Below are 16,240 nucleotides of genomic sequence, written 5' to 3' on the forward strand. Positions count from 1 at the left end.
TTTGTGTGGCTTTCAACACCACGACCTTGGCACATTGCGATGCCGTCTGGGGAGGGCGGCAACCACTCCATCTGTTGAGCTTCACGGAATTCAATTCAATGCTCGTATAGTCGAGAAGTTCGTTGATAATGGTCAACAGATGGTCGCCCGCGGATTTGATACGCCCGCCGTAGCGCTCTGTCTGGTCGCCCAACTCATCGAAATGCACCTTTGAGATCGGCTCGTTCGGCTTCAGCTTGGCCATGGTATGGCCTTTGAGGTTGGTCAGGAAGCTGGCATAGCCGTTGATGATGGTCAGCGGCGTGCGCAGTTCATGGCTCAGCACACTCATGAACTCCGACTTGGCGCGGCTGGCATCGCGGGCCTCATCCCGCGCTTGGCGCAGCTCGACGATATTCTCCATCCGGGTGCGGTTTTCGATGAAATAGGTGAACAGCCCACCCATCACGATCATCGCAGCCGTTCCCGCGATGACCATCGCCAGCAACCTGAACTCATCCGGGTTGCTATGGCCGGTCAAACAGGTCGGCGTCACATGAAAGGCGGCCATGCCGGTGAAATGCAGCCCGATGATCGCCAGCGCAAAGCTGCCCGTCATCTTGCCCGTGGCGTATTTCCCGTTTTGCGCACCAAAGAACAGAGCCACGGTCGATAGCACCATGGCCAGCAGGACCGATGCGACGAGATAGGTCTTGTCCCAAAAGATGACCCCCTCGATCCGATAGGCGACCATCCCGGTGTAATGCATGGCCGAGATCGATAGCCCCAAGATCACCCCGCCAATCACGGTGGTGACCCGCCTGCGGAACATCCCCGCGATCAAAATGCCGACCGTAGAGCCGATAATCGCGATCAACAGCGACACGAAGGTTAGCCCGAAATCAAAGCTTACCGGCGCGTCAGGCTGATAGGCCAACATAGCGATGAAATGCGTGCACCAGATGGCGATGCCCGAGGTCACGGCGGTCAGGAAATACCAAAGTAACGCCTGCCGCGGCTTCTGTTTGAGCGCATGCCGGTAAAGGTTTGCGATTACCCAGCTGCCGAATACGCACAAGAGCGCGGCAAGCAAGACCAGCATCATATCATGGTCAGAGTGCATAGAATGAGCCACTGTCAGCATTATTAAACCTCAAGATAATGAGGCAAGTGTTGCGCAAGGATTGCGTCGAAACAGTGTTCGAGTGCGTTCTTTTTGGCGGTAATTCCCTCTGGCAAAACCGCGGGCGGGACCTGATTGCGCCGGATGCCCCCATACCGTCTTTGAACAAGCATCCGGCGAAATGCCGCTACGCGCTGCTGCCTTCGACTGTACCGCGAACCCTGTTCTCAGCGCCCTTCGCCCCCCCCTTTCGCAGAGGCAACCGGGCCGCCTTGCACGCATGATCAACGGTACTTGCGGCCCCAAATCACATCCAAGGGTTGCACTTGCTGGCCATAATACGCCACTACAGCGCCAAACTTGCGCCGCATTTTAATGCTGGTCTGCGCACATTCATTTTTGATCATAGGTACTTCCGCCATGCTAACGTGTTTTCAAGGGCTGATGCTGGACCCGGTCTATTGGACCGTGCTCGCCGTTAGTACGATCGCCGCGGCTGTCGCCTTCTGGACGCTCAAGTTCCAAGAGTTCCATGGCAAAATTTACTATGCGCTCACCTTTTTGGGGATGATCTGGACCCTGATGATGGTCGGGGCCGAAGCTGCAACGCCCGCCTACGCCTGCCAGATGCAACAGGCGCAGCTTGCGTGGCTGGGGCATGGGCTGGTGCCGGTGGCGTGGTCTTTCTTTATCTTCGAATATGTCGGCCCCTCCAGCCGGTCGCGCGGGTGGGTGAGCCTTCTGGCCCTGATTGCCGTGCCGCTTGCGGCCTTCGGCCTTGCCGCGACGAACGATTGGCACCACCTGATCTATACCACCGAAACCGCACTTCAGCCGGGCGACGATCAGATCACCTTTGAACATGGGCCGGGGTATTTCCTCGTTCTTGCCGTGCTCTATTGCTTTGTGATGGCGACGCTCATCTGGCTGGGCCGGGCGTTCTTTCGCGCGAAACGGGCCGCTTGGCCGCTGCTGACGATGCTGGTGGTGATCACGCTGATCCCATTGGGTGCGAACGCGGCCTATGCGCTGCTTGGTTTTACTGTCGTCGGCCTTGATCCGACCGCCTTCATGTTCACCTTGGGCATCTTCGCCTTTTCGTGGTTGCTGGTCACGAACAAGACGATGGACATGCCCTCGGTCGGGCAATCGACCCTGTTTGACACGATGAGCGAACCGCTGATCCTTTTGGACGCGCGGCGCCACGTCATCCGCTCGAACGCCGCGGCCAAGCGCAGCGGGCTTCTGTCCGATCCAACATTGAGCCACGATCTGATCGCGGGGATCGAAGCACAAATGGCGCAGAACGGCTCGGCCCATATCACCTGTAGCGAACGGCTGTATGAGCCGCGCGTTCAACCCATCGAAAACCCCCTCGCCCCCGCTGGCCCCGCCATCGGCTGGAGCGTTACTTTCGTCGATGTCACCGAGCGGATCGCCACCACCACGGCCCTAGAGCGGGCGCTGAGAGAGGCGGATGAGGCGAACCGTGCCAAAGATGAATTCATCTCGGTCGTCAGCCATGAGCTGCGCACGCCGCTGACCTCTCTGAAAGGCGGCTTGGCTCTGGCCCTCAGCGGCAAGCTGGGCGAGATCAAAGGCCCGCTGCGCTCCTCGCTCGACATTGCCCACCGCAATGGGGTGCGCCTGTCGCGGCTGGTCGACAATATCCTGCTGGTGCAGAAACTTGAGGTGCAGGCGCTGTCGCTTGAATGGCTGCCCGTCGATCTTCCCGCCCTGCTGCGCGAAAGCATCGAAGAAAACCGCATGTATGCCCATGAGCGCGGCGTGCGGCTGGATATCGGCAGCGTCGGCCAGCCCGCCGTTGTCTTGGGCGATGCCTTTGCCATCCGGCAGGTGGTCGACAACCTGATCTCGAACGCGGTGAAATTCTCGAATGTGGGGGACACGGTGGAGGGCACGCTGACCACCAACAACGGGCGCGTGCGGGTCTCGATCCGCGATCATGGGCGCGGCATTCCCGAGGGGATGGAGGAAAAGGTCTTTGGCCGTTTCGGGCAGCTTGACGACGACGGGCAGAAATCAACCCAAGGCTCCGGCCTCGGCCTGCATATCTCCCGCCAACTGGCACGGCAGATGGCGGGGGATCTGTTTTACGAAAGCGAAGTCGGCGTCGGATCGACCTTCCATGTCGAATTCGGCATCGGCGCCGGGGCAGAGACCACCCCGCAAGCCGCCCCAAGCGCGCTGCAAAGCACCGACTGAGCGCCGCGCCCGCGCTTAGAGTTCGATACGGATGTCGTGAATCCAAAGCTTCGGCGGGCGGGACAGGACAAAGACCACCACATCGGCCAGATCATCCGGCTCGGTAAAGATATGGTTCGGCACGTCCTCTCCGGCCTTGGCGAACATGCCGGTATTGGTGCCCGACTGATACAGCCCGCCCACCCGCACGCCGGTGCTCTCCTCATCCGCTTTCAGCACCTCGGTAAAGCCGCGCACGCCGTATTTCGTGGCCGTATAGACCGACTGCCCCGCCTGCGCCACGACACCGGATTTGGAGACGACATTGAGGATGATCGCCTCGTCATTGTCGCGTAACGCGGGCAGCGTGGCCTGCGTCATCTGCATGAGGCCGGTCAAATTGGTCTGCACCGTCGCCTGCAGCATTTCGGGCGCGATCGTGTCGAGCGGGCCTGCCTTGTGCCAAATCCCTGCGTTGTTGATCAGGATGTCCAAGCCGCCAAAACGGTCCACCACCTGCGCGGCGGTCTGGTCGATCGCCGAAGGGTTTTGCAGATCGCAGGTCAGCCCCACCGCCTCTGCCGCGCCGGCGGCTTGGCAGGCTTCGGCCACGGCCTGAAGGCGTGTCTCATCCCGGCCCAGAATGGCCAGCCGCGCGCCCGTCTCCGCCAGTTTCAGACAGATGTGCCGCCCGATCCCGTCGCTGCCGCCGGTGACCAAAATACGTTTGTCGCGCAGTTCCATATCGCTCTCCTATGTTGCGGGCGGCTTACCGCGCAGCGAAGCCGGCGCCAAGCCCTGCCCGCCCGATCAGATCGTGATGATCTGCGCCCGGATCGCCTTGGCCACCGCATGGGTCTTGTTGGTCACGTCCAGCTTGGCGCAGGCGTTATACAGATGATGGTTCACCGTGCTGGCCGCCACCGTCATGATCTGCGCCGTCTCCCATGCCGTTTTGCCCACCGCGGCCCATTTCAGCACTTCCTTTTCACGGTTGCTCAGCCGTGGCCCCGGCGCGGCGGGGGCGATATCCGCTACCATATCGCTTTGGATCAGACAGCCCAGATAGATCGCATCGGCGATGATCCCGCGCTTGTACTTGCGCCATTCGTGAATGCGCAGGTCAGAGTTCAGCGTCAGCACCGCTTTGCCATGTGCGTGGTCCCGAATGGGGATCGACACACCGTTCTGTCGCACGCCGAACTCCATCGCCTCGCCAAAGAAATTGCGCGTGGTCCGGTCGACCTTGGGCAGCTCGCTCCAATCCACCGGCAGGGTACCTTCGAGGGATTTGTCGACCACCGGGTCGATCAGATGGTAGCTTTCCTCTTGGTAGCGTGTCAGCCAAGCGGGATCATAGGTCGAGTGAATGACCGGATCACTGCCACTGGCGCCAGTCTTGTGAAACCCCAGATAGGACAGGTTGTTCAGCCCCATATCCTGCGCCAAAACCTGCAACATCTCGGCGGGTTTGATGTCGGGGCGCTGTTCTTTCAATAGGAGGTAGCGGTCGGAAAGCGGTGTCACCATAGGGCGGCGTTCAAAGCTCATGCGATTAAAAACTGAGCATTCAGTTAGGGCACCTCAACCAGTGAGGGAACATGCCCGCCGTCGAATGATTTCTCGGAATAGGGGAAACGGGCCAAAACGTTGCAATTTTGTCCCGATGACCAAGGGTCAAGCGAAAGAGCCGCCCGACGAAAGGTCGGCACGTCCGCCTGCCCGCGAAGCGGTGCAGAGCATAAAGCGGCCCCCGCCCGCAAACCAATGCGCCCCTTACAAAAACACGGTCGTCCAACACAGCGGACAGGGGCGCGGCTTCCGAAAGCGGGGACCGAAACAGAGCCAAATGGCAGGCCCTGTCAAAAGGTCGCGTCAGCCTGAGCGCGCATCTTATGTCTGACGGCCATTCAGCACAGCCGCAAACTCGGATAGCAAGATTCGCGCCGTCGATCTTCAAGCATTTGTTATAGTTTGATTAACTTTCCGGCGCATCTTGACTGCGCGCGCCGGGGCGCATCTGTAAAGCTGGTAATATTTATAGGTTTCGATGAATCGCGGTGGATAGGGGCGATACGGGCGCAGGCGATTTGACGCTGTTACAAAAACTTCACTGGCACAAAGCTTATTAATTCTGTAATTCATGAATTATGGAACAAGTGATCCCCAACCGCCTTGCCACCCTCGGCCATCCGCAGCGCCTCGCGCTGTTTCGGCTGCTCATGCGCCGCTACCCTGACAGGGTGCCCGCGACCGAACTGGCGCAGGCGCTCGGCCTCAAGCCCAACACCCTCTCGACCTATATCGGCGCGCTGATGCAGGCGGGGTTGGTGAGCCAAGAACGGCAGGGCACATCCCTGCGCTATGCGATCGATATCGAGGCCGCCCGGGACACCATCGGCTACCTACTGAACGACTGCTGCCGTGGCCGGCCCGAAATTTGCCTCCCCCTCACCTCTTCAGATGGAAACGCCCCCATGACCGACGACAAGTTCAACGTCCTGTTCATCTGCACCGGCAATTCCGCCCGGTCGATCTTTGCCGAAAGCATCCTGCGCGACCTCGCGGGGGACCGGTTCAACGTCTATTCGGCAGGCACCCGCCCGCAGTCTGAGCTGAACCCATTCGCCGTCGAAGTGCTTGAACAAAAGGGCCATGACGTGACCCACCTCAGGTCAAAACATATCTCTGAGTTTCAGGCCGCGGATGCGCCGGCCTTCGACTTCGTCTTTACCGTCTGCAATCAGGCCGCCAATGAGGAATGCCCCACATGGCCGGGCCAGCCGATCACGGCGCATTGGGGGCTGCCCGACCCGGTCAAGGTCGAAGGCTCCGACGCGGAAAAGAGCCTCGCCTTCCAGCAGGCCTATGGCACCCTGCGCAACCGGATGCTGGGCTTTACCAGCCTGCCGCTTACCTCGCTCGACCGCATCTCGCTGCAAAAGGCGCTGGATGACGCTGGCCAAACCGACAAAGAAGGAACTTCCGCATGACCACCTACGCGATCAACGGCCTTGGCCGTATCGGCAAGCTCGCCCTGAAACCGCTGCTGGACCAAGGGGCCGAGATTGCATGGATCAACGATGCGGTGGGCGACCCGGAAATGCACGCGCATCTGCTGGAATTTGACACGGTGCACGGACGCTGGCAGGCCGATTTCGCCCATGACGCCGACAGCGTGACGATCAACGGCACCCGCCTGCCCTTCATCGGCACGCGTGACCTCAGCGCGCTGCCGCTTGACGGGGTGGATGTGGTGATCGATTGCACCGGCGTCTTCAAGACCGAGGCGAAACTCGCCCCCTATTTCGAAGCGGGGGTGAAGAAAGTGGTGATCTCGGCCCCCGTAAAGGACGGTGATGCGGCCAATATCGTCTATGGCGTCAATGACGATGTCTATGATCCCGCACGGCACTGGATCGTCACGGCGGCAAGCTGCACGACCAACTGCCTCGCCCCGGTGGTGAAGGTCATCCATGAGGCGCTGCGGATCAAACACGGCTCCATCACCACGATCCATGATGTGACCAACACACAAACCATCGTCGACCGCCCCGCCAAGGACCTGCGCCGCGCCCGTTCGGCCCTGAACTCCCTGATCCCGACGACCACGGGCAGCGCCACGGCGATCACCCTGATCTACCCCGAGCTTAAAGGCCGGCTGAACGGCCATGCGGTGCGGGTGCCGCTGCTGAACGCCTCGCTGACCGACTGTGTCTTTGAGGTGGAGCGGGAGACGACCGTGGAAGAGGTGAACGCCCTGTTCAAAGCCGCCGCCGAAGGAGAGTTGAAAAACATCCTCGGCTATGAGGAGCGCCCGCTGGTCTCGACCGATTACACCAATGATACGCGGTCCAGCATCGTCGATGCGCCCTCCACCATGGTGGTGAACGGGACGCAGGTGAAAATCTACGCGTGGTACGACAATGAGATGGGCTATGCCCACCGTCTGGTCGATGTGGCGTTGATGGTCGGGGCAAGCCTGTGAGCCAGAGCGCGACCCGCCCCGAGGGGCTTTCGGCCTATATCGCGGTCACGGCGGCCTATTGGGCCTTCATGCTGACCGATGGCGCGTTGCGCATGTTGGTGTTGCTGCATTTCCACCGGCTGGGCTTTTCGCCGGTGCAACTGGCCTATCTCTTTGTGCTGTATGAGATCGCGGGCGTCATTACCAACCTCTGCGCGGGCTGGATCGCGGCGCGCTTCGGGCTGGCCTCCACGCTCTATGCAGGGCTGGGGTTGCAGATCGTGGCGCTGCTGGCGCTGGCACAGCTTGACCCCACATGGGCGGTTGGCGCCTCGGTCGTTTTCGTCATGCTGGTGCAAGGTGCCAGCGGCGTGGCCAAGGATTTGGCCAAGATGTCGTCGAAATCCGCTGTCAAACTGCTCGCCCCGGCTGAGGATGGCGGGCTGTTTCGCTGGGTGGCGCTGCTGACCGGCTCCAAGAACATGGTCAAGGGCTTGGGCTTTCTGCTCGGCGCGGCTTTGCTGGCGACGCTTGGCTTTGTCTGGGCGGTGCTCGGGATGGCCGCGATCCTTGCGCTGATCTTGCTCGCCGTGCTGACCGCCATGCCGCCCGGCCTGCCCAAGGGCCGCAAGGGGGCAAAGTTCTCGGAAGTCTTCTCTAAATCCGCCAATGTGAACTGGCTCAGCGCGGCGCGGGTGTTTCTTTTCGGCGCGCGGGATGTGTGGTTCGTGGTCGGCATCCCGATCTATTTCTACGCGGTCCTTTCGGACGGCACGGAGGAAAGCAACCGCGCGGCCTTTTTCATGATCGGCACCTTTATGGCGGTCTGGGTGATCCTCTACGGGTTGGTGCAAATCTACGCCCCACGCCTGCTCCGCGCGAAATCCCGCCCGGCAGGAGACCTGATCTCAGCCGCGAAGGGCTGGGCATGGTCGCTTGCCGCCGTGCCCGCGGCGCTGACGCTGGCGGCGCTGTTCAGCGACGGGCCGCAGGGCTGGCTCACCGTGACGCTTGTGATCGGCCTCTTGGCCTTTGGCGCGGTCTTTGCGGTAAACTCATCGCTGCATTCCTACCTCATCCTCTCTTTCACCAAGGCTGAGCGGGTGACGATGGATGTGGGGTTTTACTACATGGCCAATGCCGCCGGGCGGCTCTTGGGCACGCTGATGTCGGGGCTGAGCTATCAGATCGGCGGCTTGCCCCTGATGCTGGGCGCGGCGGCGATCATGGTGGCCCTGTCGGCGCTGCTGGTCGGGTTCTTGAAACCCGACCAGAGTTAACCCTTAGCCCACCTTGCTGGCGCGACCGTTGTTCTCATCAGCCTGCGTATAGGCGCTCATCGCCGCGACTGCGCCTGCGTCCCAGATGAGCGAGAGCCAAGCGACAAAAGCATCGCGGAACGCCTCGGCCTGCGCCAGATCACCGTAGAGGCGCTCTTGCTCAAGCCATGCTTCGGGCCGTTCCCGCGCGGCCTGCGCCACGGTTTTCAACTCGTCCCAGATCGGATCGTTGGCCACGATTTCGCTGCCATCTTCCCGCGTGCCCGCACACATCCGCGCCCAAAGCGCTTCGACCAAGGCCAAACCACTGACTGAACGCCCCGCCGCCAGTTGATCCCGCAGGATCGGCAGCACGAAACCGGTGTGCCGCGCCGAGCCGTCAAAGGCGACGCGGCGGGTGGTGTCGACGATGCGCGGGTTCGAGAAGCGCTGTTCGATCAGATCGAGATAGGCCAGCGGTGTCATGCCGGGCACCGGGGCGACCGTCTGGGTGATCTCTTCGGCCTGCACGCGGTGGAACATCGCGCGGATCGCCGGATGCGCCATAGTGCCGGAAATCGTCTCAATCCCCAGCACCTCACCGACATTGGCCAAGACCTGATGGCCCGCGTTGAGGATGCGGATCTTCATCTTCTCATAGGCGTGCACCTCGTCCGAGAAGGTCGCCCCTACCTGATCCCAATCCGGGCGGCCCGCGCAGAAGTCGTCCTCGATCACCCATTGGCGGAAGGCTTCATGGGTGACGGGGGCCGCGTCGTTCACGCCGAACTCCCGCGCCTGTGCGATCTCGGCGGGGCCGGTGGCCGGGGCGATGCAATCGACCATGGAGTTGGGGAAACTGGCGTTTGCCTCGATCCAATCGGCCAGCGCCGGGTCGGACATGCGCGCCAGCGACACGACCGCTTGGCGCAGGATATCGCCATTGCCTTGCAGATTGTCACAGCTCAGCCCCGTGAACGGCCCCTGCCCCGCATCGCGGCGCAGCCGCAGGGCCGCGACGATGGCCCCAAAGGCGGTGCGCGGGGTTTCGGGATGGGCCGCGTCATGGACGATATCCGCGTGGGCCGCGTCGAACCCCTTGCTGACTGGGTCGATGTAATAGCCGCTTTCCGTGACCGTCAGCCCGACGATGCGAATGGCCGGATCGGCCATGGCGCGGATCAGGGCACCGTTGCCTTCTTCGATCGGCAGGTAGTCGATCATCGACCCCACAACCTCGGCCGAGGTCTGCGCGGGGTCGAGTTCGATCAACGTCGTCAAACAGTCCTGCGCCAAGAGCTTCTCGCGCATGGCCGCATCATAGGGGCGCACGCCCGCGCCGAGGATCGCCCAGTCATGCGCTTGGCCGCTCTGCATCAAACGATGCAGATACCACGCCTGATGCGCGCGGTGGAAATTGCCCACGCCGATATGCACGATGCCGGGGGTCAGGGCGCTGCGGTCATAGCTGGGGTGGGCGATGTCAAGATCACCCAGCGTCGCGTTCGAGAGGTCTACCAGTTTATCCATGATCCACATCCTTAAAGGGCCGCGCACCGGGGCAAGGGTACGGGGGTCGGCCTGTCATTCCTGCCGCTTGCATTACTCGACCCGAAGGCCCTGCGCGTCGAACCGGTGCAGCTTGTCCGCCTGTGGGGTCAGGAAAATCCGGTCCCCATGTCGGACCGACAATTCGCCATCCACGCGCACGGTCATCGGGTCGCAGCCCGCTACGCCATGGACGTGCAAGAAGGTGTCGGAGCCCAGATGCTCGGCCACGCCGATGGTGCCCTCCCATGCGCCTTCGCTGGTGGAGACGTCGAAATGCTCGGGCCGGATGCCGATGGTCGGCGCGCCACGCGCTTCGGCTTCGGCGCCCTTGATCAGGTTCATCTTGGGCGAGCCGATGAAACCCGCGACGAATTCGTTGCGCGGCTTGTAGTAAAGCTCAAGCGGGGAGCCGACCTGTTCGATATGGCCCGCCCGCAGCACGACAATCTTGTCGGCCATGGTCATCGCTTCGACCTGATCGTGGGTGACGTAGATCATCGTCGTGGCCAACCGCTTGTGCAACTCGCTGATCTCAAGACGCATGCCGACCCGCAGCGCGGCGTCGAGGTTCGACAGCGGCTCGTCAAAAAGGAAAGCCGAAGGTTCGCGCACGATGGCACGGCCAATCGCGACCCGCTGGCGCTGACCGCCAGAGAGTTGTCCCGGACGCCGGTCAAGGTAGTCGGTGAGGTTCAGCGCCTTGGCGGCGGCTTCGATCCGACGCTGCTGTTCCTCCGCCGGAACGCCCGCCATTTTCATCGGAAAGGCGATGTTCTTGCGCACCGACATATGCGGATAAAGCGCGTAGGATTGGAACACCATCGCCAGACCCCGTTTCGCGGGTGGCACGTTAGTCGCATCGGTGCCGTCGATCTCGATATGGCCCGAGGTGATGTCCTCCAGCCCGGCGATCAGCCGCAGCAGGGTCGATTTACCGCAGCCCGAGGGGCCGACAAAGACCGTGAACTCGCCATCTTCGATGGTCAGATCAAGGGGCGGAATGACTTCCACATCGCCGAAGCTTTTGGAAACCTGATTGAGTTTGATTTGTCCCATGTGACTGTCCCTTGCTTACTTGACCGCGCCGAAAGTCAGGCCGCTGACGAGTTGTTTCTGGCTGAACCAGCCGAGGATGAGGATTGGCGCGATGGCCATGGTGGAGGCCGCGCTGAGCTTGGCGTAGAAGAGGCCCTCGGGGCTGGAATAGCTCGCGATGAAGGCGGTGAGCGGCGCGGCCTTGGCCGCAGTGAGGTTGAGCGTCCAGAAGGCTTCGTTCCATGCGAGGATGAAGTTCAACAGCAGGGTGGAGGCAATGCCCGGCACCGCCATAGGCGTGAGGACGTAAAGCACCTCTTCGCGCAGACTTGCCCCATCCATCCGTGCCGCTTCCAAAATCTCACCGGGGATTTCGCGGAAGTAGGTGTAGAGCATCCAGACGATGATCGGCAGGTTGATAAGCATCAGGATGATGACCAGTGCGATCTTGCTGTCGAGCACGCCAAACTGGATGCAGAGCAGATAGATCGGGTAGAGCACGCCCACCGCGGGGAGCATCTTGGTCGAAAGCATCCAGAGCAGGATATCCTTGGTCCGCTTGCCGGGGACGAAGGCCATCGACCATGCGGCAGGCACCGCGATCATGATGCCAAGGATGGTCGAGCCGCCCGCGATGACGATGGAGTTCCACAGGAAGCGCCCGTAGTTCGACCGCTCCAGAACCGCCTCGTAATTCGCCAGCGTCCAATCGAAGCCGAGGAAGATCGGCGGATCGGCGATGGCCTGTGCTTCGGTCTTGAAGCTGGTGAGGATGGTCCAAAGGATGGGGAAGAAGATCAGGAAACCGATGCCCCAAGCGAGGGCCGTGTTGACGATCTTGCGTTGCCTTGTGACTGCGCGTGCCATGATGTCTCCTCCTCAGGCGTCCAGGTTCTTGCCGACGATGCGCATCAGGAAGATGGCGACGATATTGGCGAGAATGATTGCATAGACACCGCCCGCCGATCCGAGGCCGATGTTTTGGCTTTCCAGCACGCGCTGGAAGATGAGATAGGTCAGTGTTTTGGTGCCAAAGGCCCCGCCCGTGGTCACGAAAATCTCCGCGAAGATCGACAAGAGAAAGATCGTCTGGATCAGGATCACCACGGTGATCGCGCGGCCCAGATGCGGCAGGGTGATATAGGCGAAACGTTTGGTGGCGGGGGCGCCGTCCATCTCGGCGGCGTCAAGCTGCTCGCGGTCGAGCGACTGGATCGCGGTGAGCAGGATCAGCGTCGCGAAGGGCAGCCATTGCCAGGATACGATGATGATGATCGACGACAGCGAGGCCTGGCTCATCCATTGCACTGGGGTGGCGCCAAAAAACTCCCACAGATGCGCGAACAGGCCATAGTTCGGGTCCATGAACATGTTCTTCCATACCAAAGCCGACACGGTGGGCATGACGAAGAAGGGCGCGATGACAAGGATGCGGACAAAGCCCTGCCCCCACATCGGCTGGTTCAGCAGAAGGGCAAGTAGGATGCCAAGGCAGACCGTGATCGCCAGCACGCCGCCGACGATGATCAGCGTGGTCATCACCGAGGGCCAGAAAGAGCTGGAGGTGACGAAGCGCACATAGTTGTCGAAGCCGACCCAACCCAGATCACCGCCGCGCATCGGCAGGTATTTCTTGAAAGAGAAGTAGAGCGTCATGGTCAGCGGGATGAGCATCCATCCAAGCAGCAAGACCACCGCCGGGGCCATCATCAGGCGTGCCGCTGATCGGGAATGTTGGGTAGCCATCGGGCACATCTCCTCTGCCGGCGGCGAATGCCGCGTTTAGGTGAAGGGTATCATATCGGGTGGTGGGGCGGAAAAGGGCGGCGGTGGTCGCCGCCCTTTGAGCCGTGGAAGCGGCGGCTTAACGGTAGCCTGCGGCTTCCATTGCGTCGTTGGTCAGGTCTTGGGCCTTCTCAAGCGCCTCTTCGACGGTCTGCTGACCGGCATAGGCGGCAGAGAACTCTTGGCTCACGTCGGTCGCGATGCCTGCAAACTCGGGGATCGCGGCGAATTGCACACCGACATAAGGAGTCGGATCGACGGTGGAGTTCTCAGGATCGGCCGAAAGGATCGAGTCGAGCGTCATCTGCGCGAAGGGCACTTTCTGGTACTCGGGGTTCTCGTAAAGCGACTTGCGCGCACCGGGAGGGACGTTCGCCCAGCCTTCGTTCTCGGCGACCATTTCGATATAGTCTTTCGAAGTGGCCCATTCGATGAACTCTTTCGCGGCATCTTCTTTCTGAGTGCCCGCCGGGATTGCCAGCGCCCATGCCCAGAGCCAGTTGGAGCGTTTGCCAAGGCCCGTGTCCGGCGCCAGCGCAAAGCCCACCTTGTCGGCCACGGTGGAATCCTCGGGGTTGGTCACGAAAGAGGCCGCCACGGTGGCGTCGATCCACATGCCGCATTTGCCCTGCTGGAACAGCGAGAGGTTCTCGTTGAAGCCGTTGGAGGCATAGCCCGCCGGGCCGCTTTCATCCATCAGGTCTTTGTAGAAGTTAATCGTGTTGGCCCATGCCTCGGTGTCGAACTGGGCGTTCCAGTCTTCGTCGAACCAGCGTGCGCCAAAGGAGTTGGACATCGCCGTGATCAGCGCACCGCCCTCGCCCCAACCGGCCTTGCCGCGCAGGCAGATGCCGTTGATGTCGTTCTCACGATCGGTCATGGCGGCGGCGGCTTCGCGGATGAATTCCCATGTCGGGTCTTTCGGCATTTCCATGCCGGCTTTTTCCATCAGATCGGTGCGGTACATGATCATGGAGCTTTCGCCGTAGAACGGTGCCGCATAAAGCGTGCCGTCGTGGCTCAGGCCACCGGCCATAGCGGGCAGGATATCGTCTGCGTCGTATTCTTCGCTGAGGTCGTCCAGCGGCACCAGCCAGCCGTTCGCACCCCAGATCGGCGTCTCATACATGCCGATGGTCATGATGTCGAAAGAGCCACCCTTGGTCGAGATGTCGGTGGTGACGCGCTGGCGCAGGACGTTCTCTTCCAAGGTGACCCACTCCACTTCGTGGCCGGTCTCTTCGGTGAATTTGTCGGTGTAGCCTTGCATGCGGATCATGTCGCCGTTGTTGACGGTGGCGATGGTGATCGTCTCGGCAACCGCGCCGCCCGCCATGATCAGGCCCAAGGCCGTCGCGGCGTAAAGTGATTTATCGCAGAACATCGATAGTTCCTCCCTCTATAGATGATGAACCGAGACTAACGACCTACGCAACGCGCAGTCAAATTAAATTTTACGCGCGATAACTATTTTCTGAGCAACTTGCGAACTCAATGGCTTAGGCAGAGGCACGCATCACCAGCTTGCCGTCAAATAGCGTCTCTTCGCGCTCGGCCAGGCGGGTTTCGCTTTCGATGATGCGAAACAGGGTACTGGCGGCACGATTCGCGATGGCCTCGTAATCCTGCGCGATGGTGGTCAGCGGCGGGCAGGTATAGCGCGAAAACGGGTGGTCGTCCTGCCCCGCGATCCGCATGGCGCAATCCTTGCCATGCCCTACCCGCAGCCCCATCCCATAGGCCGCCGAGAGCATCCCGATGGCCAGACGGTCGTTCGAGCAAAGCACCGTATCCGTCTCGAACGCCCCCGCCGAGATCAGCTTGCCACCCTCGGTCGCGCCGATCTCTTCGAAATTCCAGCCCTCCCCCGGCACCTGATGGATATGCGGCGCAAAGCCGTGCCGCTCCATCGCCTCCAGATAGGCTTGGCGGCGCTTGTTGGCGTTGGGATTGCTCGGCGTCTTCATCTCGAAAAAACAGGGCGGCTCGCCACTGCGGCAGAGGTATTCGACGATCAAATCAACGCTTTGGAAGTTGTCGGTGCCGACGAAAGCCTCGCAAACCCCTTCGACATTGGCGTCAAAGGCCACCACGGGCACGTCCTTGCAAAAGCGCGCGATCTCGTCACGGTCCGAGGCTTTGCCGAAGGGCGCCAGCAGCACGCCCGCCGGTTTCAGCGCCCGAAGCGAGTCGAGATTGGCGCGCTCCTGCGCCGGGTTGCCATGCGAGCTGAGCAAGATCGGGCTATAGCCCTCGGCCAGACAGGCCAGTTCCACCTCGCGGCCGATCTCGGAAAAGAACGGGTCGGCGAGGTTGGGCACGACCACGCCGATGTTGCGGGTTTTGCGGCGGTTCTGGTTCACCGCATAGACATTGGGGCGATAGTCATACTGGCTCAGTGCCGCCTCGATCCGTTCGCGGGTCGAGCGCCGCACGCTGTCGGCATCATTGAAGTATTTCGACAGGGTGGGCCGCGAAATGCCGCTCACAGCGGCAAACTCCTCCATATTGCGGATCTTCTGCTGGCCCATCTTAACCCTCCCTTGACGAAACGCTGCGCGCGTAAACTAAAGTCAATATAGAGATAAGTTCGCCCAGCCAGCAAGGGTTTGGTGGCGTCAGGCTTTCCGCGGCCCTCTGGGGTGCAACGGAAAGCCCGCGCCTGGCCCTCTTCCGGGGTTAACCGGCCTTGCCCAATTGCGCTGCGGCGCGGGCCAGCGCTTCGATCCCGGCCCAGTCTCCGGCATCGATCAGCTTCTTCGGCGCGACCCAACTGCCGCCTGCGCAAAGCACGTTGGGCAGGCTCAAGTAGCTTTCCGCATTGTCGGGGCTGACACCGCCTGTCGGGCAGAAGGTGATCTGCGGCAGGGGCGCGCCAATGGCCTTGAGCGCAGGCGCGCCACCCGAAGCTTCGGCGGGGAAGAACTTCAGCATGTCATAGCCGCGCGCGAACAACTGCATCGCCTCGCTCGCCGTGGCGGCGCCGGGCAAGAGGGGAAGCTCTTCCTCTTCGCAGGCCGCGATCAACGCATCGGTGGCACCGGGCGAGACGCCAAAGGTCGCCCCCGCCCGTTTCGCTGCACGCACATCTTCGGGGGTGACCAGCGTGCCCGCCCCCACATGGCCGCCCGCGACCTCAGCCATGGCGGCAATCGCGTCGAGTGCGGCAGGGGTGCGCAGAGTCACCTCCAACGCAGGCAGCCCCCCGGCGATCAGTGCCTCGGCCAAGGGCCGGGCGTCGGCGACATCTTCGATCACCAACACGGGCACGATCGGGGCAAGCGCACAGATTTCGCGGGTGCGACGGCTGGCGTCTTTTGCAGTAAGGGTCATGGA

The 16,240-nt window shown here is 61.5% G+C and carries 14 protein-coding genes; 4 read left to right on the forward strand and 10 right to left on the reverse strand.

Annotated elements, in window-relative coordinates; genetic code table 11:
- A partial coding sequence (locus ACGYLA_RS08695; protein WP_394431896.1) for an MHYT domain-containing protein occupies window positions 1-1,102 on the reverse strand: 1,102 nt, incomplete at its 3' end.
- Between the two features lie 420 nt (window positions 1,103-1,522).
- Between ACGYLA_RS08695 and ACGYLA_RS08700 the strand changes: the two genes are divergently transcribed.
- Window positions 1,523-3,328: a histidine kinase N-terminal 7TM domain-containing protein gene (locus ACGYLA_RS08700; RefSeq protein WP_394431898.1), complete on the forward strand. Its 1,806-nt coding sequence runs from the start codon at window positions 1,523-1,525 to the stop codon at window positions 3,326-3,328.
- 15 nt (window positions 3,329-3,343) lie between these two features.
- Here ACGYLA_RS08700 and ACGYLA_RS08705 read toward each other — a convergent pair whose 3' ends face one another.
- Both ACGYLA_RS08705 and ACGYLA_RS08710 read right to left on the reverse strand, forming a co-directional pair.
- Window positions 3,344-4,051, reverse strand: coding sequence for an SDR family oxidoreductase (locus ACGYLA_RS08705; RefSeq protein WP_394431900.1), 708 nt, complete (start codon window positions 4,049-4,051; stop codon window positions 3,344-3,346).
- 66 nt (window positions 4,052-4,117) lie between these two features.
- On the reverse strand, window positions 4,118-4,858 hold the full coding sequence (locus ACGYLA_RS08710; protein ID WP_394431902.1) for a LuxR family transcriptional regulator: 741 nt from the start codon (window positions 4,856-4,858) through the stop codon (window positions 4,118-4,120).
- A 599-nt stretch (window positions 4,859-5,457) separates the two neighbouring features.
- Between ACGYLA_RS08710 and ACGYLA_RS08715 the strand changes: the two genes are divergently transcribed.
- The 3 genes from ACGYLA_RS08715 to arsJ are packed head-to-tail and all read left to right on the forward strand — an operon-like array spanning window position 5,458 to window position 8,554.
- A complete protein-coding gene (locus tag ACGYLA_RS08715) occupies window positions 5,458-6,300 on the forward strand; it encodes a helix-turn-helix domain-containing protein (RefSeq protein ID WP_067264678.1) in 843 nt (280 codons plus the stop codon).
- Complete coding sequence (locus ACGYLA_RS08720) at window positions 6,297-7,295, forward strand: ArsJ-associated glyceraldehyde-3-phosphate dehydrogenase (RefSeq protein ID WP_394431904.1); 999 nt, start codon at window positions 6,297-6,299, stop codon at window positions 7,293-7,295. Before ACGYLA_RS08715 ends, ACGYLA_RS08720 begins: the two co-directional genes overlap by 4 nt.
- Window positions 7,292-8,554 (forward strand): organoarsenical effux MFS transporter ArsJ, encoded by a 1,263-nt coding sequence (gene arsJ, locus ACGYLA_RS08725; RefSeq protein ID WP_394431906.1) that lies wholly within the window; start codon window positions 7,292-7,294, stop codon window positions 8,552-8,554. The genes ACGYLA_RS08720 and arsJ overlap by 4 nt, the downstream gene beginning before the upstream one ends.
- A 3-nt stretch (window positions 8,555-8,557) precedes the next feature.
- Here the strand turns inward: arsJ and ACGYLA_RS08730 are convergent, their stop codons facing one another.
- The 7 genes from ACGYLA_RS08730 to eda all read right to left on the reverse strand — a co-directional run bounded on the left by ACGYLA_RS08730 (window position 8,558) and on the right by eda (window position 16,237).
- A complete protein-coding gene (locus ACGYLA_RS08730; protein WP_394431908.1) occupies window positions 8,558-10,063 on the reverse strand; it encodes a mannitol dehydrogenase family protein in 1,506 nt (501 codons plus the stop codon).
- Window positions 10,064-10,135: 72 nt separating this feature from the next.
- Window positions 10,136-11,140 (reverse strand): ABC transporter ATP-binding protein, encoded by a 1,005-nt coding sequence (locus ACGYLA_RS08735; RefSeq protein ID WP_394431910.1) that lies wholly within the window; start codon window positions 11,138-11,140, stop codon window positions 10,136-10,138.
- A 15-nt stretch (window positions 11,141-11,155) separates the two neighbouring features.
- Window positions 11,156-11,986, reverse strand: coding sequence for a carbohydrate ABC transporter permease (locus tag ACGYLA_RS08740; protein WP_136720471.1), 831 nt, complete (start codon window positions 11,984-11,986; stop codon window positions 11,156-11,158).
- A 12-nt stretch (window positions 11,987-11,998) separates the two neighbouring features.
- Window positions 11,999-12,865 carry a carbohydrate ABC transporter permease gene (locus tag ACGYLA_RS08745; protein WP_394431912.1) on the reverse strand — a complete coding sequence of 289 codons (867 nt, stop codon included), beginning with the start codon at window positions 12,863-12,865 and terminating at the stop codon, window positions 11,999-12,001.
- Between the two features lie 118 nt (window positions 12,866-12,983).
- The gene (locus ACGYLA_RS08750; protein ID WP_136720473.1) at window positions 12,984-14,288 is read right to left on the reverse strand and encodes a sugar ABC transporter substrate-binding protein; all 1,305 of its coding nucleotides are present in this window, start codon (window positions 14,286-14,288) and stop codon (window positions 12,984-12,986) included.
- 115 nt (window positions 14,289-14,403) lie between these two features.
- Window positions 14,404-15,435, reverse strand: coding sequence for a LacI family DNA-binding transcriptional regulator (locus ACGYLA_RS08755; protein WP_394431914.1), 1,032 nt, complete (start codon window positions 15,433-15,435; stop codon window positions 14,404-14,406).
- 148 nt (window positions 15,436-15,583) lie between these two features.
- The gene (gene eda / locus ACGYLA_RS08760) at window positions 15,584-16,237 is read right to left on the reverse strand and encodes a bifunctional 4-hydroxy-2-oxoglutarate aldolase/2-dehydro-3-deoxy-phosphogluconate aldolase (protein ID WP_394412395.1); all 654 of its coding nucleotides are present in this window, start codon (window positions 16,235-16,237) and stop codon (window positions 15,584-15,586) included.
- Window positions 16,238-16,240 lie beyond the last annotated feature (3 nt).

The sequence above is a fragment of the Sulfitobacter sp. 1A13679 genome, assembly GCF_043557115.1.
Lineage (GTDB): Bacteria > Pseudomonadota > Alphaproteobacteria > Rhodobacterales > Rhodobacteraceae > Sulfitobacter > Sulfitobacter faviae.